The 22,951-nt window shown below is 62.4% G+C and carries 15 protein-coding genes; 6 read left to right on the top strand and 9 right to left on the bottom strand.

Annotation, left to right across the window (positions count from 1 at the left end; genetic code table 11):
• Positions 1-25 precede the first annotated feature (25 nt).
• The 6 genes from ACM5SV_RS02935 to ACM5SV_RS02910 form a co-directional block, all read right to left on the bottom strand.
• Positions 26-1,063 (bottom strand): branched-chain amino acid ABC transporter permease, encoded by a 1,038-nt coding sequence (locus tag ACM5SV_RS02935; protein WP_419425027.1) that lies wholly within the window; start codon positions 1,061-1,063, stop codon positions 26-28.
• Positions 1,060-1,974: a branched-chain amino acid ABC transporter permease gene (locus ACM5SV_RS02930; RefSeq protein ID WP_419425026.1), complete on the bottom strand. Its 915-nt coding sequence runs from the start codon at positions 1,972-1,974 to the stop codon at positions 1,060-1,062. Before ACM5SV_RS02930 ends, ACM5SV_RS02935 begins: the two co-directional genes overlap by 4 nt.
• Entirely contained in the window at positions 1,971-2,699 is a 729-nt protein-coding gene (locus ACM5SV_RS02925) for an ABC transporter ATP-binding protein (protein ID WP_419425025.1), read from the bottom strand. Before ACM5SV_RS02925 ends, ACM5SV_RS02930 begins: the two co-directional genes overlap by 4 nt.
• Entirely contained in the window at positions 2,696-3,463 is a 768-nt protein-coding gene (locus tag ACM5SV_RS02920) for an ABC transporter ATP-binding protein (protein WP_419425024.1), read from the bottom strand. Before ACM5SV_RS02920 ends, ACM5SV_RS02925 begins: the two co-directional genes overlap by 4 nt.
• Complete coding sequence (locus ACM5SV_RS02915; RefSeq protein ID WP_222051599.1) at positions 3,456-4,775, bottom strand: ABC transporter substrate-binding protein; 1,320 nt, start codon at positions 4,773-4,775, stop codon at positions 3,456-3,458. Before ACM5SV_RS02915 ends, ACM5SV_RS02920 begins: the two co-directional genes overlap by 8 nt.
• Positions 4,776-4,840: 65 nt before the next feature.
• Positions 4,841-6,274: an aldehyde dehydrogenase gene (locus ACM5SV_RS02910; protein ID WP_419425051.1), complete on the bottom strand. Its 1,434-nt coding sequence runs from the start codon at positions 6,272-6,274 to the stop codon at positions 4,841-4,843.
• Between the two features lie 266 nt (positions 6,275-6,540).
• Here ACM5SV_RS02910 and ACM5SV_RS02905 point away from each other — a divergent pair, with 266 nt between their 5' ends.
• Positions 6,541-7,440: an AraC family transcriptional regulator gene (locus tag ACM5SV_RS02905; protein WP_419425023.1), complete on the top strand. Its 900-nt coding sequence runs from the start codon at positions 6,541-6,543 to the stop codon at positions 7,438-7,440.
• A gap of 467 nt (positions 7,441-7,907) precedes the next feature.
• On the opposite strand, the gene ACM5SV_RS02900 is transcribed toward ACM5SV_RS02905, so the two are convergent.
• From ACM5SV_RS02900 to ACM5SV_RS02890, 3 genes are all read right to left on the bottom strand, one after another.
• Positions 7,908-12,848 carry a glycosyltransferase gene (locus ACM5SV_RS02900; protein ID WP_419425022.1) on the bottom strand — a complete coding sequence of 1,647 codons (4,941 nt, stop codon included), beginning with the start codon at positions 12,846-12,848 and terminating at the stop codon, positions 7,908-7,910.
• Between the two features lie 428 nt (positions 12,849-13,276).
• A complete protein-coding gene (locus ACM5SV_RS02895) occupies positions 13,277-14,683 on the bottom strand; it encodes an adenylate/guanylate cyclase domain-containing protein (protein WP_419425021.1) in 1,407 nt (468 codons plus the stop codon).
• A gap of 123 nt (positions 14,684-14,806) precedes the next feature.
• Positions 14,807-15,292 carry a MarR family winged helix-turn-helix transcriptional regulator gene (locus ACM5SV_RS02890; RefSeq protein ID WP_419425020.1) on the bottom strand — a complete coding sequence of 162 codons (486 nt, stop codon included), beginning with the start codon at positions 15,290-15,292 and terminating at the stop codon, positions 14,807-14,809.
• A 199-nt stretch (positions 15,293-15,491) separates the two neighbouring features.
• Between ACM5SV_RS02890 and ACM5SV_RS02885 the strand changes: the two genes are divergently transcribed.
• The 5 genes from ACM5SV_RS02885 to ACM5SV_RS02865 all read left to right on the top strand — a co-directional run bounded on the left by ACM5SV_RS02885 (position 15,492) and on the right by ACM5SV_RS02865 (position 22,923).
• Entirely contained in the window at positions 15,492-17,078 is a 1,587-nt protein-coding gene (locus ACM5SV_RS02885) for an AMP-binding protein (protein ID WP_419425019.1), read from the top strand.
• 57 nt (positions 17,079-17,135) lie between these two features.
• A complete protein-coding gene (locus ACM5SV_RS02880) occupies positions 17,136-17,960 on the top strand; it encodes a p-hydroxycinnamoyl CoA hydratase/lyase (RefSeq protein WP_419425050.1) in 825 nt (274 codons plus the stop codon).
• A gap of 56 nt (positions 17,961-18,016) precedes the next feature.
• Complete coding sequence (locus ACM5SV_RS02875) at positions 18,017-19,123, top strand: NAD(P)-dependent alcohol dehydrogenase (RefSeq protein WP_419425018.1); 1,107 nt, start codon at positions 18,017-18,019, stop codon at positions 19,121-19,123.
• Positions 19,124-19,144: 21 nt separating this feature from the next.
• Positions 19,145-20,584 carry a coniferyl aldehyde dehydrogenase gene (locus ACM5SV_RS02870; RefSeq protein WP_419425017.1) on the top strand — a complete coding sequence of 480 codons (1,440 nt, stop codon included), beginning with the start codon at positions 19,145-19,147 and terminating at the stop codon, positions 20,582-20,584.
• Between the two features lie 410 nt (positions 20,585-20,994).
• Positions 20,995-22,923 carry a diguanylate cyclase gene (locus tag ACM5SV_RS02865; protein WP_419425016.1) on the top strand — a complete coding sequence of 643 codons (1,929 nt, stop codon included), beginning with the start codon at positions 20,995-20,997 and terminating at the stop codon, positions 22,921-22,923.
• The last annotated feature ends 28 nt before the right edge of the window (positions 22,924-22,951 follow it).

Genomic DNA, 22,951 nt, shown 5'->3' with positions numbered 1-22,951 from the left:
CAACAGAATCCGGAAGCAAGCCGGCTCATTCTTCCCATTTGATTTTGTTCGGACCGGCTAATTTCAGCCGGTAGCCGACCGGCAGAAGTTGAAAATCGAAGCGGCGCTCGATTTCGCCCCAAAGGCCGCGCGGCAGGTAGAGCGAGAAAATCAGGGCGGTGGCGCCAAGGCCGATCAGGTACCAGACGCCGGCTCCGCCGAAAACGGTCTCGATCACGAAGAACAGGATGGCGCCGAGGATCGCGCCTTCGAACTTGCCGATCCCGCCGACCAGCACCATGAAGATCATGTAGGCCGTCCATTGGACGCTGAAATAGGTCTTCGGCTGAAAGGTGGTGGCGGTCGCCAGCCACAGGCCTCCGGCGACGGCGATGCCGAAGGCGGCGAGCACGAAGAGCAGTCTCTTGGTCGCGATCACCCGCACGCCGAGCGAGGTTGCCGCCTCCTCATTGTCGCGGATCGCCTGCATGGCCGCACCCGCGCGGCTGCGCATCAGCATGAAGAGAGCACCGAGCAGCGCGGCCATGGCCGTCAAGGCGAGCCAGTAGATCGTTGCCCGCCGCGTCGCGCCGTCATAGACGTTGAGCGAGATCAGCGAGGTTCCGGTTTCTCCCTGGATCAGCCGGTCGAGGTTGACGAGCAGGTGGGCGAGTTCTGCTATCACCCACATGCCGATTGCGAACTCGCCGCCCTTCAGGCGCAGCATGAACAGCGAAAGCGGGATCGACAGCGCGCCGGTCACGATCGCGGCGGCAAACAGCGAGACGAAGGGATTGAGCCCCGCATCCGCAAGCCGGATGGTGAAATAGGCGCCGAGGCCGAAGAACACCTGCTGGCCGACCGAGACCAGCCCGCCGAAACCGGCAAGTGCATTCCACATGGCGGCAAGGATCACGTAGATGAACAGGGCCGTCATCCGGTCGATCGCGCCGGCGCCGAGGACAACGGGGGCAAACATCAGCAGGACAAGCACCGCGGCCATGCAGCCGAGCGCCACCCGCGACGCCTTCGTCCAGCGTTCTATCGATATTCCGTTGGAGGCAAGGGTCGCGTTTGGGCTCATGTCGGGCTCCGGAGACGGGTGCGCAGTTTGAGAAAGGCGCCAAGTTTGTCGAGAGACGGCATGCCGAACCGGGATAGCCTGACGAAAAGCACCAGCAGGAACACGGCATGGCCGCCGATCAGGAAGCCTTGCGGATGCAATTGGGCGCCGAGCGATTGGGCAAGACCGAGAACGATGCCGCCGGCAAGCGTGCCCCATAGCGATCCCGCGCCGCCGATGACGGCCGCCTCGAAGGCGAAGAGAAGTTGTGGGCCACCGGAGTAGGGGCTGAAGGTTGCCCGCATCCCGAGAAAAGCACCGGCGATCCCGACCGTGACCATGGTGATCGCGGTGGCGACGGCGTTGACCCTGCGGGCGTCGATGCCGACCAGCCCCGCCGTATCGGGATCTTCCGCCGTGGCGCGGATCGCGCGGCCAAGCGCAAAGCGGCTGAGGAAGAACTGCAGCCCGCCGAGAACGAGGACTGCCGTCACCATCATCATGACAGCAAGCTTGCCGACGTAGATGTGGCCCGGCAGCTGCCAGGATGCATAGGACAGGTTGCCGATGAATGGTGCGAGCGACCGGGTGTCGGCGCCGAACTGCTCGAACAGCAGGTTGTCGATGACGATCGACAGGCCGAAGGTCGTCAGGATCGGCAGGAGCGTGCCGCCGCGGGCGCTGCGTTCCAGAATGAAGCGCTGCAGCAGCCATCCCGCCGCCGCCATGACCGGCAGCACGATCAGCAGGCCGGTGAAGGGTGGAATGCCGGCTTTGGCGGCCAGCAGCCACAGCCCATAAGCGGCTGCGACCGCCAGGCTGCCATGCGCGAGATTGATGATCCGCATGACCGAGAACATAAAGGACAGTCCGCAGGCGATAACGGCGTAGTAGCCGCCGAGCAGAATGCCCTGGAGCAGGGTGTTGATCACGATGCGCTCCTTTCGCCTGATGTCCGGTGCAATCCGAAATAGGCTTGAGTGACATGTTCGCGCGTGACGGCGGCGGCCGGCCGGTCGAGGACGATGCGTCCTTCCAGCATGCAGATGACACGGCTTGCCACGCTCATGGCGCGAGCGAGATCCTGCTCGACGAGCACGATGGTCGTTCCCGACGTGAGCAGCGCCTGCAGCTGGGCATAGACGCGATCGACGACCAGAGGCGAAAGTCCGAGCGAGACCTCGTCCAGGAGAAGAATATCGGGATTGCTCATCAGCGCCCGGCCGATGGCGGTCGCCTGCTGTTCCCCGCCCGAGAGGTGTCCTGTCTTGGCGTGACGGCGCGGTTTCAGGTTCGGAAAGGCGTCGAGGACGCGGTCGATGCTCCACTCGCCCTTGCGGCCGGAGCTCTTTCCGAGAAGCAGGTTTTCCTCCACCGTCATCTGCGAAAACAGGCGCCGGCCTTCCGGCACCAGGGCGATGCCCTTGGCGATCCGCTTATGGGACGGGACGGCGGCCAGATCTTCATCGTCAAGAAGGACGCGGCCGGAGGATGGCAGATGGGCGCCGGCGATCGATCTGAGCAGCGTCGTCTTGCCGGCGCCATTTGCGCCGACCAGCGCCAGCACCTCGCCCCTGGCAAGATCGAAACTGACGCCGCGCACCGCCTGGAGCAGGCCGTGGCGGACGTCGAGGTCGCGGATGGAGAGAAGGCTCATGCGGGTGTCCCTCCGAGATAGGCCTTGACCACTTCCGCGTCGCTCATGACCGATTTCGGTTCGCCGTCGGCGATGATCCTGCCGGCGTCCATGCAGATCAGCCGCTCCGCCACCTGCAGGAGGATATGAACGATATGCTCGATCCAGACGATGCCGATGCCGCGGCGGCGCAGTTCGAGGATGGTTTCCACCAGTTCGCTCGCCTCGCCATCCGTCAGGCCGCCGCCGATCTCGTCGAGCAGCATCAGCCTCGGCTGCGTGGCAAGCGCACGGGCAAGCTCCAGCCGTTTGCGGTCCAGCAGGCCGAGCGTGTCGGCCGGGCGGTTGGCGACGCCAAGCATGCCGCAGAGCGAAAGCGAATCCACCACGCGCTCATAGGCCTCGTCGCGGCTTGCGGCATTGCCGTGCGATGCGGCGACGAAAACATTCTCAAAAGTCGTCATGCCGCCGAAGGGTTTGGGAATCTGATGGGTCCGAACGAGCCCGGAGCGGCAGCGCTCCGCCGCCGTCCGGCGCGTGACGTCGACGCCGTCGAAGGTGATGCTTCCCTCATTCGGCGGGAAGGCGCCGGCGAGCACGCTGAGCAGGGTCGTCTTGCCAGCGCCGTTCGGCCCGACAATGCCGATCGCCTCGCCATCGCCCATGGAAAAATCCAGATTCTCCAGCACCACCAGCGCGCCGAACCGCTTGTGGATCCCCTTGGCCGAGAGAAAGGCTCCCCCCGGCCGTCTTTGCGCTTCCTGTCGCTGCACTTGGTTATCCATTGTAAGCGGTGAGCTTGGCGCCGACGGGGACATTGGGGTCGGTGGCGTTTTCGGTGACAACGTAGTCGAGCGCGAATTTCGAGCCCTCCGGCGCTTTCACCCATTGCGTACCGATAATCGGTCCGGGAGAGACGTTGGCGACGGGGCCGCTGGTGAAGTCGACCTTGCCGGCGATCGTGGTGGTCTTCAGCGTGCTGATCGCTTTGGCCACAGCCTCCTTGCTCTTGACGTCGGTGCTCGCCTTCAGCGCATCGAACCCGGCGTCGAGAAGTGCAAGGCTGGCGCCGAGCTGCTGCGTCCACTGCTTGCCGCTTGCGGTTTCATAACCGTCGGCAAGTTCGGTGCCGGAGACGCCCGTCAGCGTGGATTTATAGGGGAAGGCTTTGTGCCAGTAGGCGGCGCTGCCGATGTTCAGGCCGAGATCGCCGAGCGCCTCGATGTCGGACGGAAACAGGCCCGTCTTGGCGATCTGGCAGATCTTGATCTGCTGGGTAAGGCCCTGCTGTGCGGCCTGACGCCAGAAGGCGGCGAAGTCAGGCGGTATCGGGAACGAATTGAAGATCTCCACGCCCTCCTGCCTGAAGAGAGCGATCTGCGCGGTAAAGTCGGTGGTTCCGGTTTCATAGGCGCCGGGATCGACGATGGTGAAGCCCTCCTTGGCGAGTGCCGGCGCCAGATGGGTGCGGATCGCATTGCCGTCGGCGTCGTTCGGATACATCACGCCGACCTTCTTGTTGGTCTCGATCAGGTTCCACTGCGAGACATAGGCCTTGTGGAACTCTTCGACGCCGAAGCCGAAATGATAGGTCCACTTGAACGGCGAGGGCGCGCCCGGCTTGGCGCCGCGGCCGAAATACCAGGCTTCCCAGGGCATGACCGTCGAGAGGCAGGGAATGCCTGATGCTTCGCAGGCGTCGGCCACCGGATTGATGGTTTCGGGCGTCGAGACGGCGAGCATCAGGTCGATCGCCTGGTTGTTGATCAGGTCCTTCGCCAGCTGGCCGGCACGCGAGGGATCGGACTGGGTGTCCTGGTCGAGGATCTCAACCTTCCAGGTCTTGCCGCCTGCCTGCAGGCCGTTCGCCAGCGCCTTGCGCGCCAGTTCCAGCACATAGCCGTCCGTTTCGCCGAAGCCGCCAAGAGGGCCGGTGCGCGGGCTGATGAAGCCGACCTTCAGCGTATCGCCGCTCTGAGCGAAGGCCGTGCGGCCGGAAAGCGCCAGCGCCGCACCGCCCGCCACGGTAGATGCGATGAAAGAGCGGCGGCTCAGCGATGCCGCGTTGATTTTTCCGTTGCGGAAAATGCCGTTCATGAAATCATTCCTCCCTCTTGATCGGGCCTCCCAGCCCGTTCTCATTGTTCATGTCGGCCGATCTATTAGATCGGGTAGTGCCGTTTTCCCGAGGCCATGGTGATCCATCTGAGCTCGGTGAATTCATCGATCGCCGCCTTGCCGCCGAAGCGGCCGTAGCCGCTTGATTTGACGCCGCCGAAGGGCATTTGCGGCTCGTCGGAAACTGTCGCTTCGTTGATGTGGCAGATGCCGGATTCGAGCCGCATGGCAACGGCAAGCGCTGCATTGACGTCGGCGCTGAAAACGGCGGCCGACAGCCCGTATTCGTTGTCGTTGGCAACCGTGACGGCCTCGTCGACGCTGCCGACCCGGACGATCGCCGCGACCGGCCCGAAGCTCTCCTCGCGGTAGATGCGCATGGCAGGCGTCACGTGATCGATGACGGTCGCGTCCATCAGCGTGCCGTTGACCTGGCCGCCGCAGACGAGGACAGCGCCCTTTTGCAGGGCATCATCGACGAGCGACCGGACACGCCGGACGGCCTCAGCGTTGATCAGCGTGCCGAGCGGCGTGTCGCCGTCCTTGGGATTGCCGGCGACGAGGGTTGCGGCTTTGGTGCGGAATTTGCCGACGAAGCCGTCGGCGATCTCGTCCATGAGGATGATCCGCTCGGTGGACATGCAGATCTGGCCCTGGTTCATGAAGGCGCCGAAGGCGGCCGCACGCACCGCCTCATCGATATCGGCATCGGCAAGGACGATGAACGGCGCCTTGCCGCCGAGTTCGAGCAGGCAGCGCTTGAGATGCCTTGCCGCGGATTCGGCAATGATCCTGCCGACGCGGGTGGAGCCGGTGAAGTTGATGCGGCGCACGGCCGGATGGGCAATCAGCGCATCGACGACGGCGGCGGCATCGCTCGGCGCATTGGAGACGACATTGACGACGCCGCGCGGAAAGCCGGCATCACACAGGATGTCGCCGATCAGGCAATGGGTCTTCGGGCAAAGTTCTGACGCCTTGAAGACGACGGTGTTGCCGCAGGCAAGCGGCATGGCGACGGCGCGGGTGCCTAGGATAATTGGCGCATTCCAGGGGGCAATGCCGACGCAGACGCCTGCCGGCTGGCGGACCGCCATGGCAAGGCTTCCCGGAATGGCGGAGGGAATGATCTCGCCGGATATTTGCGTGGTCATCGCCGCAGCCTCGCGAAGAATATCCGCGCCGAGCCCGCAATTGATCGCCGCCCATTGCGCGGTGGCGCCGGTTTCACCGGTCATGGCGGCAACGAGTTCGGGGGTGCGGGCCTCCAGGATGTCGGCGGCGGCATTCAGGAGCCTGCGTCGTTCGCTCGGGCCGGTCTGCGACCAGTTCGGAAAGGCCGCTGCTGCCGCATTGGCTGCCCTCGTCATGTCAGCAACGGATCCTGCCGAGGCGATCGTTGCGACATCGCCGGTCAACGGATCGCTGCGTTCGAAGGTGGCCCCTTCGGAAGCATCCATCGCCTCGTTGTTGATCATCAGCTTTGCCGAAAACACCGTTCCACCATTCCCCACGCGTTGCTTCCACGTGATGACGCTCGCATTGTTGCCATGGGAGAAAACGAGCGGACGCGACGCCACGAGGGCCGCCTGACCGTTCCTGCATCTGTTGAAGTGCCTCCTCCCAAAGGCTGATGGAGAAAAGGTTACGCCGATCTGGCACGGATGGAATGCGATTTATTGGGTTAATATTGTAATTATCCGGTGATATCAGCATTGTTTGATGCGGGAATGGAGGAAAAGCGTTGGCAACGGACGGAGGGATTCATCACTATGCCAGGGGCGAGTGGCACGGGCCGTCACTGTCGCACCGGCGCATCCGTTTCCAAAAAGGACTGTATGCCGATTTCCACCATTTCCTTCTGCTCGGCGAGGGGAGTGGGGAACTTCACTTCGACAATGGCGAACATCGGCCGCTGCACGGGCCGCTGCTTGCCTTCCTGCCGCCACAGGCGCGATGCGACCTGTCGATATCAGCCGGAACCGCGGCTCATCTGGTCGGCGCTTCGCCGCAGATCATGGTCGATGCGATCGGCGACAAGGTGGAATCCTATTCGCTGCGCATCTTCACCGAACAGCGCAAGCTGGTCGAGGCACTGGATCCCTTGACGGTTACCGAAATCAGTCCGCTGATCTCCGGCTTCGTGCGGGAACTCGGCGATCCCTCCCGCTCCTCCTGGATGGTCGCATCCGCCTATATCAGGCTCATCCTGATGGCGCTTTGGCGCGGTTCCGATAGCGAAAGAAACGAGCAGCGCGGGCAGGGCGAAGTGGGATCGATCCTGCAGAGATATCGGCAACTCGTCGAGGCCGGCTTCCGCCAGCACCGGCCGATCAGCGATTATGCCGCGGAGCTGGGCGTCACGGCCGACCGGCTGCATTCCACCTGCCAAAGGGCGCTTGGCCGCTCGCCGATCCAGCTCCTGCACGAGCGCGTCGTGCAGGAGGCAAAGCTCAGATTGGAGCGATCGGCCCGCAATATCCAGGAAATCTCCGACAGCCTCGGCTTTCGCGACCCCACCTATTTCAGCCATTTCTTCAAGCGCAAGACCGGCCTTTCACCCGCCGGCTACCGCGAAATCGCCCGCGCTTCAGCCGGCTCGGGAAACAGCATGCTGTCTTCAGGCTATGCGGATTGGCCTTAGGTTTGGGGCTCGCTGGTCAAAGCTCAAATTTGCCGGTCTTGGATCGCAGATCATGCTGACATGGAATCCCAAGCTGGCGTAGGACTGCAATGCGCCATACCGGTCATCGCGTGCCGCAATCGGCTATGGCCGACATCGTGTCGTTTGTGGATTGACGGCTCTCGGACAAGATGCGCACAGAAGCGGACGTCGCATAACCGGCTGCCGACTCGGATCGCAAGAGCACCAACGATTTACTAGCGGGCAAGCCTTTGCGCCGCGCCTCGCTGTGTTCCCACCGCTGATAAATACAGAATCTACGGACGCTCAAATCCGGCGAATTACGACGAATATAACCGCCTTAAACTACGATGAATGTCGTGAGGGGTTTCTTTCCTGCCCAAGAATAGCGTGGGTATTCAGAGACGTCCCCGAGGGCTGCCCCCTCGCGATAGTCCTTAGCCTGTGTTAGACGACCGGACTGTTTCCTAGTGCAGTCGCTCAAGATCCTTGGACAATCTGCGAGCAACTATGTCCCAGTTGAGCCTCGCCTTTAGCGCATCACGCAGTTCAGCGGCACGCCTGAACGCGGCCGCACGATCCGAGAGGATCGCGTCTACCTTCTCTACCCATGCGGCTAGGTTGTCCTGATCGCACAGCGTGACCGGTGCGATCGACGGCTCGACCAGCGCCTGGTCCAGGCCGTCATTCAGCTCTGACGCCAAAAGATAGTGGGCGAGGCCGCTTTCCGACGAGAGCACCACGGGCACACCAACCGAAATCGCCTCGAGGCCCGTCAGTCCGAAGCCTTCTGCGACAGACGGCATGATAATCAGCGCTGACTTGAGATAATCCTGCCGTAATTCATCCGGATTGGTCGAATAGGAACGGAAGCGCACGAACTGAGCATAGTCTTTGGCAAAGCCAATCCGTGCAAATTCCGCATCAGCCTTCTCTTTGCTGAACCCCCGAATGGATAGCTGGGGTGTGTCTCCTGTAGGCCATTGGCGCAACTGCGCCACTTGCTTGATGACGTCACAGGCGAGCCGCCCACCCTTGACGCCAGCGTCCTCCATCCGACCCGACATGAGACAGCTGTTAAGCCGGAGGCTGAGATGATTGACCGTGACCTTCAATAGCTCGGTATTCAATCCGGGTACCATCACCACAACGTCGGGGATGTTATAAGCCTCAGCTCGAAAATGACGTTCGATCCTAGGCCCCACTGCGACGATCAGATCGGACTGCTGCCCCAGCGAGATCTGATCCTCGAGTTTGATCTCGCCGGCAAGAAGGTCGCGCTCGATCCCATCGCGTGAGTCCTTCAGCGCTTCATTTTCCTGCGGAATGGTGTGGAGGATGTGAACATATTTCGCGCCGAAACGGCCTGCGATAGCGCGCGCGTAGCGGCCAGTGATATGATCATGGCCGATGACGATGTCGGGCGCTTTTTCCAGATCTTCGCGTTCGCATAGGAGGAGCCGTTCGCGACCTCTAATGCCCACGGACTCGCGTGCCCTAATTAGGGTGACAGATTTCGCGCGGGCGTCATTCTGCTCGGCCTCAGAGGCTTCGACGACAAGGCACAGAATCCGATGCCCGAGCGCCGCAAGCGCCACGCACAGATCACGGTTGAGTGTTGAAATGCCGCCATGGCTTGACGACCATTCCGTTGCCACCAGCAGGATGACGCGGTGGCTAGCCGGATCGAGTGGACCTGATGGTTGCAGGGCGGGAGTCGGGACATCGATCCCAGTGGGAACGGGCAGCGCGCTGGGAGCGTCACGCCTAGATCCGGCAGCGGGTTCCGGAACGGATCCTGTTAGGGCCATGCTCATATCGGCGATGCGTGAGAGCACTTCGGCGGGATCCTCGCGACGGACGGTCTTGCTGCGGACATTTTGGCGGGCCGTGCCGATTGACCATTGCAGACTGTCGGCCACATGCGGAAGCGCGCGCTGGATCCGATATAGCTGCTCAAGCCCGGCATTGGTGCCTACATTCACCAGCCTGGCGAGGACGGCGCTGCTCAACTGCGCTATATGATCCGGAACGCCCAGCACGCGCGCGCCGGACGTTTCAGGCGGCCGCTCGGGTAACAGGATGGCGAGGTCAATATAGGTCTGAGCCAGCTCATATTCGCTGAGTTCCTCCAAGGACAGCGCCCGGCTGAAGGCGAATGCCTGCGCAATCCCTGCCCAGACCGCACTGGCGAGCGTTGGATTGGACTCGCGCAAATCAAGAAGCATGTTCCAGTGCTCGCCGGGCCGGGCAAACAGCATCTCGACCGCCGCCGTCACCAGCTCCCCCCCGTCTGACGATGATGGCAGTGTCTGCTGTTCCCGGCGGGAGAGTGCGGTTTGCACCCGATCCGTAGCGCGCGCATCGCTGTGCCGCACCAGAAAGGTCAGAATGTCGGCGCGGGCATTCTTTCCCTTGAGTCCGTCAGCCTGACGCAAATTCTCGAGCAGCTCAGCCAGTGGCGCGTCGAAAACGCTGTCGAGCAGCTCGAACACACGCTGGTTTAGGCCCTCCGACTGCCCGCCGAGCGCGATCTGGCGAACGGCGTCATGGATCGCGGACGGCGCGACGCGATAAGTTTCGGCGACGAGCTCGCGCTGCACATCGCCATCATCATAAAAATCATTGCTGAAAAAGCCGATCGTCGCTGGCGCCCATGCCGCCCATGTCTCCGCGGGCAGCTGCGCCAGGACCGCGGGCGCGTGCTGGTGGAGCAGGAACAACGCCCGCAGCCCGGCGTTGGCGGGACGATGGCTGGTAATCGTGCCCAGCCAAGCAGAATCGGCAAGGGGCGCATCACGCAGGTAAAGTTCCGCCGTGCGCAGGATGCGATGATGATCCTGATCGTTAAGCGCCTTCCATCCAGGCGTCCGGGTCAGATCCGCGATGAATTCGAGATTCGAGTGATAGCCGCCGACTGGCTCATAGAAGAGTTGGAGATTGAGCTGCCACCACAGCCCGGCATCCCCCGCCTCGATCCGGTCGAGCAGATCGACCACTGTCGCGAGCCAGCTAGTCTCGGCATCCTCCTCCTCGGCCGCGCGCTGCTGCTCCTCTACCTCGCGCCGCCACTTCCGCCGCATCCGGTCCGCTGCTGGCGATGCGATGTCGACCGTGTAGCGCTCGGCCAGAAGCGTCTTGAGCTGAGGAACCCGCGATGCCATCTGCCAGACCGGCGTCAGCATGTTGATCGGCAAATTGAGTCCTAGATCGACGATGATCTGGGCCCATGCACCGCAAATCCGCTCGTCGACGCCTGGCAACCGCGAGACAAACATCCCAATATCAGCTGGGCGAACGAGATCGGGCAAATATAGAAAAACTACCGCTATGGCGCGCGCTGGTTCGCTAGCTCGCTCCAATATTGCCTGCACTATGTCAACGCGCACCTCAGAACCTTCGGGCCACGGGACAATATCTTTGTTCTGCCTAGTTGTCAGTTCGCCTAGCTCGTGACCGACATCGTCGACCAGCTCCGCCATCGCGTTGCGGACTCCGGAAACCGCCGTCTGCGTCGCCGCCGCCCAGAAAACTCGCTGCATGACGGGGAGCAACTGATAATGGTCCCTCCCATCTACGTCGAAACGCTGGTGTAGCCAAGTAAGCGCATCGAGCGCCATATCCGGAGTCAGATCGGGTGTGACGAACCTGTAGAGGAAGAGCTGATAATGACCAATGAAATCGCGCCTCTTCGGGATGGTGAGCACGCCTAGCAGCTCGCGGAAACTCAACTGGTCGGGCCAGTAGAGATCGAGCAGCGCGCCTCTCAGACGGTCCTCCTCGTCCCCTAACAGGTCACCCGCAAGCAGCGGCTTCAGCCGCTCTTTGGCCTGCATAGGGTCGAGTTGTAGCCCCGCCCGCAACGCGATGGAACGCAAAACCGCGTCCCCGCCGGTGTCGAGCGTGACGTCGAGCAGCGTATCCGCAAGCGTCTCCAACTGGGCCGCGACGGCCATATCGATGGCGGCGCGGCGCCGGAACGGTGCGGCTTCGGTATCGGTGATGATGGGGCGCAACTGTTCCGCCAGACCCGGATGATCGAGCCGGCCGAGCAACGGCTCAAGCTGCTCATACTGTTCGAGTAGATCGCCCCTGCCGAAGCGGAGTAGAAGCGCATCGGCGAGACGCGCTCGTTGCTCGGGTTTCAGCATCGTAGCCTGGGCCCGCAGCAGCGCGTCCGGCTGCCGCTCCAGCAGCGCGTCGAAAAAGGTCGGGATCATGGTGGCTGCCCAGCCGGCCATTTCAAGTAGCCGGGGTTGGACGCCACCCGGTCCGCCGACCTCTTGGATAGTTAGCAGCGACAGGATCTGCTCAGCTGAAAGCTGATGTTCGGCGAGATAGCGCGCCGCGAGAAAGTCGCTCACAATGCGATGCGACCATTCAAAAACGTCCGGCGCGACCTCGGTGAAGAGGCTGGATTGAAGGCAGCGCGCCATGCGAGCCGGCGTCACGACAAAGGACCCGCCGGACACGGCTTCGGTCCCGCCGGCGATGCGCGACACTGCCAACGCGTCAGTCGCACCCTGGCCGGCTTTCAACATCAGGCGCGGCTGGTCCGATAGGAGGCTGGCCGCAGCCATACGTCCGACTGTCCGCAGGCGCCTTTCGACCTCGTCGACTGACGGATCGGCGAGCGCGCCCTCGATGGCGAATGGCAGGAGATGGGCTGGCCCATTGGGCAGAGGCGCGCCGGAGCGATGGCGCATCAGAAGTAAGTGGAGGAAAAGCGGCAACCCGGCTAAGGTCCGCAGCTGTGGGGCAAGCAGCTGCTCTTCAAGGTGAGCCTGCTTGATAGGATCACGCTCGCTTTGCGCGATCGCCTCCTCGATGTCGACCCGATCAAGCGGCGCGAGAACGAGCTTGCGCAGGTTGCTCACAGGCCATCGATCCTCAAGCACCCGATCGAACGCCTCGCCCCAGGCCGAGGTCCGACAGGTAACTATTAGCCGCAGACGGTCCGTATCCCGGTGAGTTGCAAAGAGCCGGTCGAGAAAGCCGGACAACAGCCTTGCCGCGTCCGTCGACGGTGTGATTTCATCCAACCCGTCGATGAAAATATACCAAGCCTTCTGATCGCCCGACCAGGCGGCATGATGTGGTGAGGACAGCAGCGCATCGAGCGCTGCCGGGAGATCCGGATCGCGGCCTCTAAGAAGATCGACCGCTACGCCATCGGTCCGCAGGCGAGACGCCAGGCGATCGATCTCATGCGTCTTGCCGAGCCCGGCATCCCCAAGTAGCACTAGACAGTGCGTGTCCGCCCAATCGCTTAGCGTGACCATCTTCGGGCCGTCCACACCGGCGTGGCGCTGCAGCTCAGCCGGCACCCATCGTGCGGTCCATTCCATGGGTGTCCAGCGGCGACTCCAATTGAATACCGCCAGCCCTTCATCCTGTTCCATCGCCATGTAGCCGATCCCTAATCGCGCGCCAATCGTCTTAACCCGATTCGATGAACGGGGCCATTTGCTGCCAAGTGCATCGACATCCTGTGCACGCCGTAGGGCTTCTGGCCAGGGGCGAAGCCGTCAGCCTGCTGTGCTTCATCTTCCTCTATTTGATTGTCGGATGGGGTTAGGCTGCTCGGCGTCGATGCCCTCCCGAACCAAACGGGACAAGTATGTCCGTCCCGTCCTGATCATGACGTCACAGCGTAATCCTCCGTAGCTTTGTGACGGAATGAACGAATGTCGCTTTTTAGGTTAAGTAGCAATCAGCCTAAACGACGGAAATGGGGGCGCGAAGCTGCCGAACACTGATTGCCGATGAAAGTCCGCTAAAGGCCGCCGTTAGCGGAAACTGCAACAGCTGCTTCACGTCGAAGAGCGGACCAACCTCACGACAGCGCAAAAATCCTCACCTCTCTCCCGATGCCCTGAAGCTCCGCCATCCGGGAGGCCGATGTGATGCCGCTGTCGCGGAGGATCTCTGAAACCTGGGCATCCTCGACGATTGCCTCGGTCGTCATGATCACATTGGGATCGGCAAGGCCCTGGACGCGGGAGGCGATATTGACGGTTTGGCCGAAGTAATCCTGCCGGTCGTTCAGGTTGACGGCGAGGCATGGTCCCTCATGAATGCCGATCTTCAGGAGAAGATCGTCGCTGCCGTGTTCGGCATTTAGCCGAAGCATCGCCTCCCGCATCTTGAGCGCCGCCGCCACGGCGCGGTCCGGGCTCGGAAAGGTCGCCATCACGGCATCGCCTATGGTCTTGACGACGGCTCCGGCCTCTGTGGCGACGATCTCGTGAAGAACCCGGAAATGCGCTCGCACCAGATCGAAAGCGGCAAGATCTCCGACGCGCTCGTAAAGCGCGGTCGATCCCCTCAAGTCAGTGAAGAGGAAAGTCAGGCTGGTGATCTTGAGGCGCTGGTCGACGTCGAGTGTGTCGGTCCGATAGATGTCGCGGAAGCTCTGGTTCGTCAGTAGGCGCTTGGCTGTTAGGAAAGGCCGCCTGCGGCCCAGCAAGTCGTGCAGCTCGTCTCCTGCGATGCAGACATTCGGCACCACTCTGCGATCGGTGTGGTTCTCGAGGGTGAGCCGCAGTGAGCCCGGGCGCAGGGTCAGCGTTTCGTTCAGCGCATGTGTCCGGCTGATGATCATCGAGAGGGTTTGACGTTCGTCGGTGGGCTCGCCCTGCACGTCGATGAACTGCGCCGAGTGTGTCACCGGATCGAAGATGATAACGAACTGCGCCGGCAGCTGCAGGGAGACGAAAGCCTTCTCGCCCGGAGCCAACTCGATCATCTCCAGCTGGATGCGTGAAAACCTCGCTTCGAGATCGTCAGGCAAGTCGACACCGGAGCTGAAGAAGATCTGGCGGTAGTACTCAAGCGGCGGCAACCGATCGGGGTCGTGGGCGGCAATCCTGCGCACGCGCGGGCTGACCGTAAACGTGACTTCGACCATTTCGTCGAGGGTCGGCTCGTATCCGGCCGCGCAGAGCGCGCAATGATACGTCTCATGGACGACGGTTTTGAGGGTTGCGCCGCTGTCGAGGACGCCGCCGCATCCCGGGCAAAGGACATTCCAGGTCATCTCGAACGCGCCTATGCGGGCTGCATGGAGAAATGCGGCGATGGTTTTCTCTTGGTCGAGATCGTGCTTATCGGCGAAAGCGAGCGCATTGATGCGATTGAGCTCGCGATCCGAGCCATGCGTGACGACGTTTTCGATGCACTCGACCGTCCGCGGGTCAGCCGCCTGTCGCAGGGAGGCAAAAAGTACGTCCACTTCGCTCATGAGACAAGTCTCCGTGTGCAGAACCCACGGCGGACGACGCCAGGATGGGGATCATAACACGGGGGTTACCCAATAGAAATCTAAAGGCTTGGATGCTGCTTGCTTCCCGAGCGAAGGCGGGTTTCAGTTCCCCTTGTATATCCGCTTCAGCGCCGTCAGCAGCGCATCCAGTTCGTCGCGCGAAAACAGGTCGATGAAACGCTGCTCGTGCCTGTCGATCAGCGCACGCGCCCGGGCGAGCATTGCGTGTCCCGCCTTCGTCAGATGAAGTTCCTGGCGCCGGCGGTCTGCCTCGGAGGGGCGGCGCTCGATGAAGTCGCGGGCTGCCAGCCGGTTGACGAGGGCCATCATCGTCGCCCGGTCGGTGCCGAGCGTATTGGCAAGGTCGATCTGCGATGCGCCCGGATTGCCGGCGACGAGTTCCATCACCGCCAGCTGCTTCTGCGTCAGCGCCAGTTCCTCCATGGTTTCGGCGAAGTCGCGATAGATCGCGACATGGGCCATGCGCAGATGAAATCCCAGCAGATCGCCAAGCCGGCCGACGTCGAGGCCCGGCGTCGCCGGAGCATCTTCACCCTCTAAATCGTCCTGCGGTGATTTTGTTGCCATCGTTCGTTCTCGCCTCGTCCAGGCGCCATAACCATCAAAATCAGCAGGTTAGTCAATATCCGTAGTGCGGATTTCCTCGCGCCAATCGAGCGATCGGATTTGCCGTAAACAGCCTCTTGCATCACAGGAAAAAGATATTAGTATGTGTTGCATACAAATGTGATGCCTGCCGCGGGGAGCAGCGGGCATGGGAGGAGAAATGGCGCATTCCTTTTCCGGGATGGCTTCGTCGGCGGATTGCGGACTGGTGACGGATGATCCGATCCTTTACCGCGCCCGCGTCGCACCGGACCGTCCGGCTCTGTTCGAGATCGCCACCGACCGGCAGCTCAGCTATGCCGAGCTCGATACGCGGATCGCCCGGTGCGCCGGCCTCCTCAGCGATGAACTCGGAGCACGCCGCGACGGGGGGCGTGTCGCCCTGCTGGCGCGCAATTCCCTGGATTCGATCGTGCTTGCCTTTGCCTGCCAGCGTGCCGGCGCCATCTACGTGCCGCTCAACTGGCGCCTCAACGCCGCCGAGCTTCGGCCGATCCTTGCCGATTGCGCCCCGGTTCTGCTGGTTCACGACGAGGAGTTTGCGGCAACCGTCGCCAGCCTTGCGGGAGCCGATCCTGAGATGGCGGTGATATCGACGGGCGACAGTCCGGCCGGGTTCGCCGCGCGGATCGAGGCGAGCCTTCCGGCCGCGCCGGTGTCCGCCGATGCCGATGGAGCCTGCGTCCTTCTCTACACCTCGGGCACGACGGGCCAGCCGAAGGGCGTCGTCATCACCCGCCGCAACGCTTTTTTCGCGGCCATTAATTTTTCCGTCGTCGGAGAGATCGGGCCGGGATCCGTCGCCCTGTGCGACCTGCCGTTCTTCCACACGATCGGGCTGATTGCCGTCGCGCGCACCACATTGATGCTGGGTGGCACCCTTGTTGTCTCCGACCGCTTCACGCCGGCGCGCACACTCGCAGCCCTTGCCGACCGGCAGCGTGCCGTCACCCATTATTTCGCCGTGCCGCAGATCGCACTCGCCTTGCGCAATGATCCCGCCTATGGCGCCGCGGCGCTGGCCGGCCTGCATGCGCTCTTCGTCGGCGGCGCGCCGCTGACGCAGGCGCTGATCGAAAGCTATCTCGACGACGGCGTTGCGCTGGTCAATGGTTACGGCATGAGCGAGGCCGGAACGGTGCTGCACGTGCCGATCGACCGGCGCGCCGTGCAGGACAATCCCGGCAGCGTCGGTCTTCCGGCACCCTTGCTCGACATTCGCATTGTCGGCGAGGACGGCCGCGAGGTTGATGAAGGCGAGATCGGTGAACTCTGGCTGCGCGGGCCGGCGGTGACGCCGGGCTACTGGAACAAGCCTCAGGAAACCGCTGCCGCCTTCACCGACGGCTGGTACCGCACCGGCGATCTCGGCCGGCGCGAAGCGAACGGCTTCTATCGCATCGTCGACCGGCTGAAGGACATGTACATCAGCGGCGGCGAGAATGTTTATCCCGCCGAGGTCGAAGCGGCACTCGCAAGCCATCCCGATATTCTCGAGGCCGCGGTCGTCGGCATTCCCGACATCCGATGGGGCGAATGCGGTGTCGCCTATGTCGTGCTGCGGCCGGGTGCCGTGGCAACGGGCGATGAGATCGCCGGCCATTGCGCCGCAAGGCTCGCAGCCTTCAAGCGCCCGGCCCGCATCCTCTTCGTCGAGGCCATTCCCCGCACCGCCTCCGGCAAGGTGCAGAAACATGTCCTGCGCCAGTTCCATTTTGACGAAACCCTTCAACGACAGGCCCTGTGACGCGGCCCCCGGCATTCACGCCGAAACCCATGGAGTAACCTCATGACTGAAAAGAACATGACTGATAGGCAATCGCCGGTTCTGGTCGAATTCGACAGCGGCATCGCTTTCGTGACCCTCAACCGTCCGGAAAAGCGCAATGCGATGAACCCGGCCTTGAATATCAGGATGCTCGAAGTGCTCGACGAGCTCGAGGGCGACGAGCGTTGCGGCGTCCTCGTCCTGCGCGGCGCCGGTGAATCCTGGTCGGCCGGCATGGATCTGAAGGAATATTTCCGCGACAATGACGACAAGCCGCGTGATGCGACGCTGAAGGCGCGGCGCCAGTCCGGCAACTGGTGGGGCCGGCTGATGTATTTCGAAAAGCCGACGATCGCCATGGTCAACGGCTGGTGCTTCGGCGGCGCCTTCACGCCGCTGGTTTCCTGCGATCTCGCCATCGCCGCCGAGGAGGCGAATTTCGGCCTCTCCGAGATCAATTGGGGCATTTTGCCGGGCGGCAACGTCACCCGCGCGGTCGCTGAAGTGATGCGCCATCGCGATGCTCTCTATTACATCATGACCGGCGAACTGTTCGGCGGGCGCAAGGCCGCCGAAATGGGTCTCGTCAACGAGGCGGTGCCGCTGGCGGAGCTTGAAATCCGGGTCCGCAAGATCTGCGCCAGCCTGCTCGCAAAGAACCCGGTGACGCTGAAGGCCGCCAAGGACACCTACAAGCGCGTGCGCAACCTGCCCTGGGATCTCGCCGACGATTACATCTACGCCAAGCTGGAACAGATGCTGTTTCTCGACAAGACCAAGGGACGCGACGAGGGGCTGAAGCAATTCCTCGACGACAAGACCTATCAGCCGGGGCTCGGCGCCTACAAGCGCGACCGCTGAGGACGGGCCCGGCTCGCCGGGCCGTTGACGAGCCGATCATTGGGAGGAGGAAAGCAATGAAGATCCATGCTGCGGTGGCGCGTGCGCCCCATACGCCGTTTTCGCTGGAAAGGCTCGATCTGGAGGAGCCGCGCGAAGGTGAAATCCTGGTTCGCGTCGTGGCAACAGGGGTTTGCCACACCGATATCGTCATGCGTGACCAGCATCTGCCGGTGCCGCAGCCGGTCGTGCTTGGCCATGAAGGCGCCGGCATCGTCGAGCGTGTCGGGCCGGGCGTTGCCAAGGTCAAGCCAGGCGATCACGTGGTCATGACCTTCAATTCCTGCGGTCATTGCCCGAGCTGCAACGATCACGAGGAGACCTATTGCCACGAATTCTTCCCGCGCAATTTCTTCGGTGCGCGCGCCGATGGTTCGAGCGGGCTCTCATGCGAGGGAGAGCGGGTTCACGGCAATATTTTCGGACAATCCTCCTTTGCCAGCCACGCTCTGTGCCATGAGCGCAATGTCGTGAAAGTGCCGAAGGAAGCGAACCTAGCGCTGCTCGGGCCGCTTGCCTGCGGCATCCAGACCGGCGCCGGCGCGGTCATGAATGCGCTGAAGATCGAACCGGGAAAGGTGCTCGCGGTTTTCGGCATGGGCTCCGTCGGGCTTGCCGCCGTGATGGCGGCGCGGATCGTCGGCGCGTCACGGATCATCGCCGTCGATGTCAACGAGACGCGGCTGGCGCTTGCGGCGGAACTCGGCGCGACCGACATCATCAACGGCAAGGCGAGCGACGCGGTTGCCGCGATCATGGCGCTGACCGGCGCTGGCGTCGATTATTCGATCGATGCCTCCGGCGTGCCCGCCGTCATCGACCAGTGCGTGCGGGTGCTGGCGCCGCGCGGCACCTGCGGCATCGTCGGGGCCTCGCCCCATGGCGCAACGCTGACGCTCGACCTCACCCATATCCTGTCGGGCGGGCGCCGGGTCCGCGGCATCGTCGAGGGCGATTCCAATCCCGACGTGCTGATCCCATTGTTGATCGACCTGCATCGGCAGGGCCGCTTCCCGTTCGACAGGCTCATCACCTTCTATGATTTCGCCGACATCAACCAGGCGGTGGAGGATTCGGAAAAGGGCATCGTGCTGAAACCGGTCGTGCGTCAGCCGGCCGTCTGACATCGTTCAAGGGAGGAAACAATGAACACCGTCACCCCAATCGCCACCGATACCAGCCCCGATGTCATGAAGGCGCTGCTTGGCCGGCAAAGGGCGTCGTTCCTGAGGGATGGCCCGCCGGGCATCGACACCCGCATCGATCGCATCGACCGCGTCATCGCCCTTCTTGTCGATCATAAGGATGCAATCGCCGCTGCCCTGTCGGAGGATTTCGGCAGCCGCAGCGTCGAGGCGAGCCTGCTTCTCGATGTCTTCACCTGTGTCGGTTCGCTCAAATATGCCAAGGCCCATCTTGTCGAATGGCTGAAGCCCGAGCAGCACGAGGCATTGTTCCCGGACGCCGTGGCCGAAGTGGTCTATCAGCCGAAGGGGATTGTCGGGATCCTGAGCCCGTGGAATTTCCCTTATCAGCTCGCCCTCGCGCCGCTTGCCGGCATTCTCGCCGCCGGCAACCGCGCCATGATCAAGCCGTCGGAGGTGACGCCGGCCTCGGCCGCCTTGATGGCGGACCTCATTGCCGGGGCCTTCGACGAAACGGAAATATCAGTCGTTCAGGGCGGACCGGCGACGGGCACGGCCTTTACATCGCTTGCCTTCGACCACCTGATCTTCACCGGCGGAACCGCGGTCGCCCATCATGTCATGCGCGCGGCGGCGGAAAACCTGACGCCGCTGACGCTGGAGCTCGGCGGAAAGTCGCCCGTCATCGTCGGCCGCTCGGGCGACCTCGCAGACGCGGCGCGCCGGGTCATGACCGTCAAGACGCTGAACGCCGGCCAGATCTGCCTTGCACCTGATCATGTCTATGTGCCCGAGGAAAGCGTCGAAGCCTTTGCCGGCCACGCGGTCGCGGCGGTCGGCGCGATGTATCCGGCGCTGAAGGAAAATCCTGATTACACTTCGATCGTCAATGCCCGCCATCTCGCCCGCATCCAGGGCCTGATCGACGATGCCAGGGCCAAGGGCGCGAGGATCGTCGAGATCAACCCGGCGGCAGAGAATTTCTCCCAGCAATCGGCCCACCGCATGCCTCCGACCTTAATACTCGATCCCACGGAAGAGATGCACGTGCTGCAGGAGGAAATCTTCGGACCCGTGCTGCCGGTTCTTCCCTATCGCGATATTGCCGACGTCATCGATCGCATCAATGCCAGGCCGCGCCCGCTCGCTCTCTATTACTTCAGCCAGGATCAGCAGGAGGAGGCCCGCGTGCTCGACAATACGACCTCCGGCGGGGTGACGGTCAACGACTGCATGAGCCACGTCACGGCGGAAGGCCTGCCCTTCGGCGGCGTCGGCCATTCGGGCATGGGTTCCTATCACGGCAAATTCGGCCTCCTCGCCTTCTCGCATCCGCGCGCCGTCTATCACCAGAGCAGGATGGTGGAAGCGGAATACATGATGCGGCCGCCCTATGGCGATGCGATGCGTGGCTTCTTGGCGGCGGCGATCTGCAAGTAGTCGAAGAAGCGTTGGACGATGCCGTCGGCAGCCGCGGCTGCTGGCGGCATGGGATGGCTGCTTGCAACGAATGGCCCGATTGCGCAGGCTTATCCGGATAACGCTATATTGTGTCATTGGGATATGTGTCCCGACGCAGAGGATGCTGTTGTTAAATATACCTTATGCAGCGGCTGCTAGCCGTTGAACCGCAGGGTGTGGCGGACATGATGTCTCTTGCCGTGCTGGAGCGCGACCTTTCCATAGATGTTGCCAAATCTGGCAGCGGGCCTGGGTGCCCATACCTAATCGTCGGGCGGACGCCTGCTTTCCTGTCATCGCATTGCTGCCGACCGGCCGGGAGACGCGTCTGCGAAGGAATATGGCTTGATAGGTCTTTGATTTAACGAAGCTCAAACCAGTGTTGCCCTATGATTGGTTCGATACATGTATTGGAAGGTGGATCCAACGCAGTGAATGGCATCTGGACGCAATTCGGTGGCAACCTGTCATTCGTGTGCCTGGCGATTTCGCTCTGGGCGCATTTCTCGATCCAATTTCAGCGTCGTTCGGTCACACAGGAAAAAATCGCCTTCGGAATCATAGCCGGCGGCGCCTCCATCGGGTCCATATTGCTGGCCGTCGAAGTCAATCCCGGCATTTATATCGACATCCGCTTTTCGCCGCTTGCTTTGGCGGGCATGTTCGGCGGACCGATCGCGGCGGCCTTTGCGGCGTCGCTGGCGATAGTCTTCCGCTTCTGGGTCGGCGGCGCGGCAATGATCGACGGTCTGATCGCAATTGCTGTCGCGACCGGTATCGGCCTGGCTGCCCACGTCTGGATCCGCAAGAGATCTCCCGAGCTCATAGACGTTGCGCTGCTGAGCCTCGCGCTCGGCGGCGCACTTATTGTTTTGATGGCGGTGCTTCCTACCCTGGTGCACGCCCGCGTATTGGCCATCATCGGTCTGCCGATGACGGTATTGAACTGCCTGGCGACGGTGCTGTGTGGTTTCGTTCTGTTGAAGACGCAACAATGGGAGCTGGAGCGAAGCATCCTGGTGACCGCATTTTCGCAGTCGCCCGATTATCTCTACGTGAAGGACCGAAACAGCCGGTTCATCACCGTCAACGAAAATATGATCCGCCTTTTTCGTTTCAGAACCACGGCGGAGATGACCGGATTGTCGGATTTCAATCTTATCTCGCGGCCGCGCGCCGAAGAATTTTATTATCTCGAACAGCAGGTCATGGACACCGGGGTGCCCCTGATCGACTCCGTCGAGCGTGTCGAAGACAGATACCTGCTCGCCTCCAAGGTGCCGCTGAAGGATAGGCAGGGACGGGTGATCGGCCTGGCCGGCGTCACGCGTGACGTGACGGAGCGGACTGCTCTGGAGCGGGAATTGCGCAAGAGCAAGAACCTGCTGTCACATGCGATGGCCGGCATGTCCGATGGCATCGCCATGTACGACAGCAAGGGTTTTCTGGTTTTTTGCAACGACCAGTATCGCGCCGCCTTTCCGCTATCCGGAGACGCCCGCGTGGTTGGCGCTCATATCAGCGACATCCTTCGCCGCGTTGCCGAAACCGGCGAGCGCACGGGTATCCCGGACGCTGACCGCGAAGAGTGGATCAGGTCCGTCAGTGCGACGTTGCACAGCAACAAGGACGAAGAGGTTCAGCTTCACAACGGCGACTGGCGCAGCATCCGGACAAGGTTAGCGGAAGACGGCACGGCGATGGCCGTTGTCTCCGACATCACGGCGACCAAGCAGGCGGAAATCGCCCTCCGGCTGTCGGCGGAGCAGCTGAAGTCCCTCGCCGAGACCGACGGGCTCACCGGCATGGTCAACCGCCGGGCCTTCGACGAGGCTTTCGCCCGCGAGACCGCAGGCAGCGCCAGGAAAAACACGCCGTTCAGCCTTCTGATGGTCGATATCGACCGCTTCAAGGCCTATAACGACACCTATGGTCATCCCGCCGGGGACCAATGCCTGCGTGTCGTCAGCAGGTGTCTTCGCCAGTCCGTAAGCCGCCCGGCCGACATCGTCGCACGCTACGGCGGAGAGGAATTCGTGGTTCTGCTGCCTGCAACCAGTGCGAAGGGGGCGATGATCGTTGCCGAACAGTTCGCACGTCTCCTAAGCCAGGAAAATATCGTTCATACCGGCAGCGAATTCGGCCGGGTGACCGCCAGCATCGGCATATCCTGTGCGACGGGAGCCACCTTGAGGATCAACCCGAACCGCCTCCTGAGCGAGGCCGATGCCGCCCTCTACGACGCCAAGACCCAAGGCCGCAATCGCATCCTGGCACATTCGCCCGAGGAGCGGCACTCCATGAAGGACGTCGGTTAGATCGAATCCTTGATAGGTTTTTCCTATC

The sequence above is a fragment of the Rhizobium sp. CRRU65 genome, from assembly GCF_048551595.1.
Lineage (GTDB): Bacteria > Pseudomonadota > Alphaproteobacteria > Rhizobiales > Rhizobiaceae > Rhizobium > Rhizobium leguminosarum_J.
The sequence above is the reverse complement of the archived record's forward strand: the minus strand, read 5'-3'. Positions and strand labels throughout refer to the sequence as shown.

Bases quoted from the DNA above. Each gene is read 5' to 3' on its own strand.
- ACM5SV_RS02910 (WP_419425051.1), bottom strand. From the start codon at position 6,274: ATGATCAACAACGAGGCGATGGATGCTTCCGAAGGGGCCACCTTCGAA.
- ACM5SV_RS02915 (WP_222051599.1), bottom strand. From the start codon at position 4,775: ATGAACGGCATTTTCCGCAACGGAAAAATCAACGCGGCATCGCTGAGC.
- ACM5SV_RS02880 (WP_419425050.1), top strand. From the start codon at position 17,136: ATGACTGATAGGCAATCGCCGGTTCTGGTCGAATTCGACAGCGGCATC.
- ACM5SV_RS02895 (WP_419425021.1), bottom strand. From the start codon at position 14,683: ATGAGCGAAGTGGACGTACTTTTTGCCTCCCTGCGACAGGCGGCTGAC.
- ACM5SV_RS02920 (WP_419425024.1), bottom strand. From the start codon at position 3,463: ATGGATAACCAAGTGCAGCGACAGGAAGCGCAAAGACGGCCGGGGGGA.
- ACM5SV_RS02885 (WP_419425019.1), top strand. From the start codon at position 15,492: ATGGCGCATTCCTTTTCCGGGATGGCTTCGTCGGCGGATTGCGGACTG.
- ACM5SV_RS02900 (WP_419425022.1), bottom strand. From the start codon at position 12,848: ATGGCGATGGAACAGGATGAAGGGCTGGCGGTATTCAATTGGAGTCGC.
- ACM5SV_RS02935 (WP_419425027.1), bottom strand. From the start codon at position 1,063: ATGAGCCCAAACGCGACCCTTGCCTCCAACGGAATATCGATAGAACGC.
- ACM5SV_RS02890 (WP_419425020.1), bottom strand. From the start codon at position 15,292: ATGGCAACAAAATCACCGCAGGACGATTTAGAGGGTGAAGATGCTCCG.
- ACM5SV_RS02870 (WP_419425017.1), top strand. From the start codon at position 19,145: ATGAACACCGTCACCCCAATCGCCACCGATACCAGCCCCGATGTCATG.
- ACM5SV_RS02875 (WP_419425018.1), top strand. From the start codon at position 18,017: ATGAAGATCCATGCTGCGGTGGCGCGTGCGCCCCATACGCCGTTTTCG.
- ACM5SV_RS02865 (WP_419425016.1), top strand. From the start codon at position 20,995: ATGATTGGTTCGATACATGTATTGGAAGGTGGATCCAACGCAGTGAAT.
- ACM5SV_RS02925 (WP_419425025.1), bottom strand. From the start codon at position 2,699: ATGAGCCTTCTCTCCATCCGCGACCTCGACGTCCGCCACGGCCTGCTC.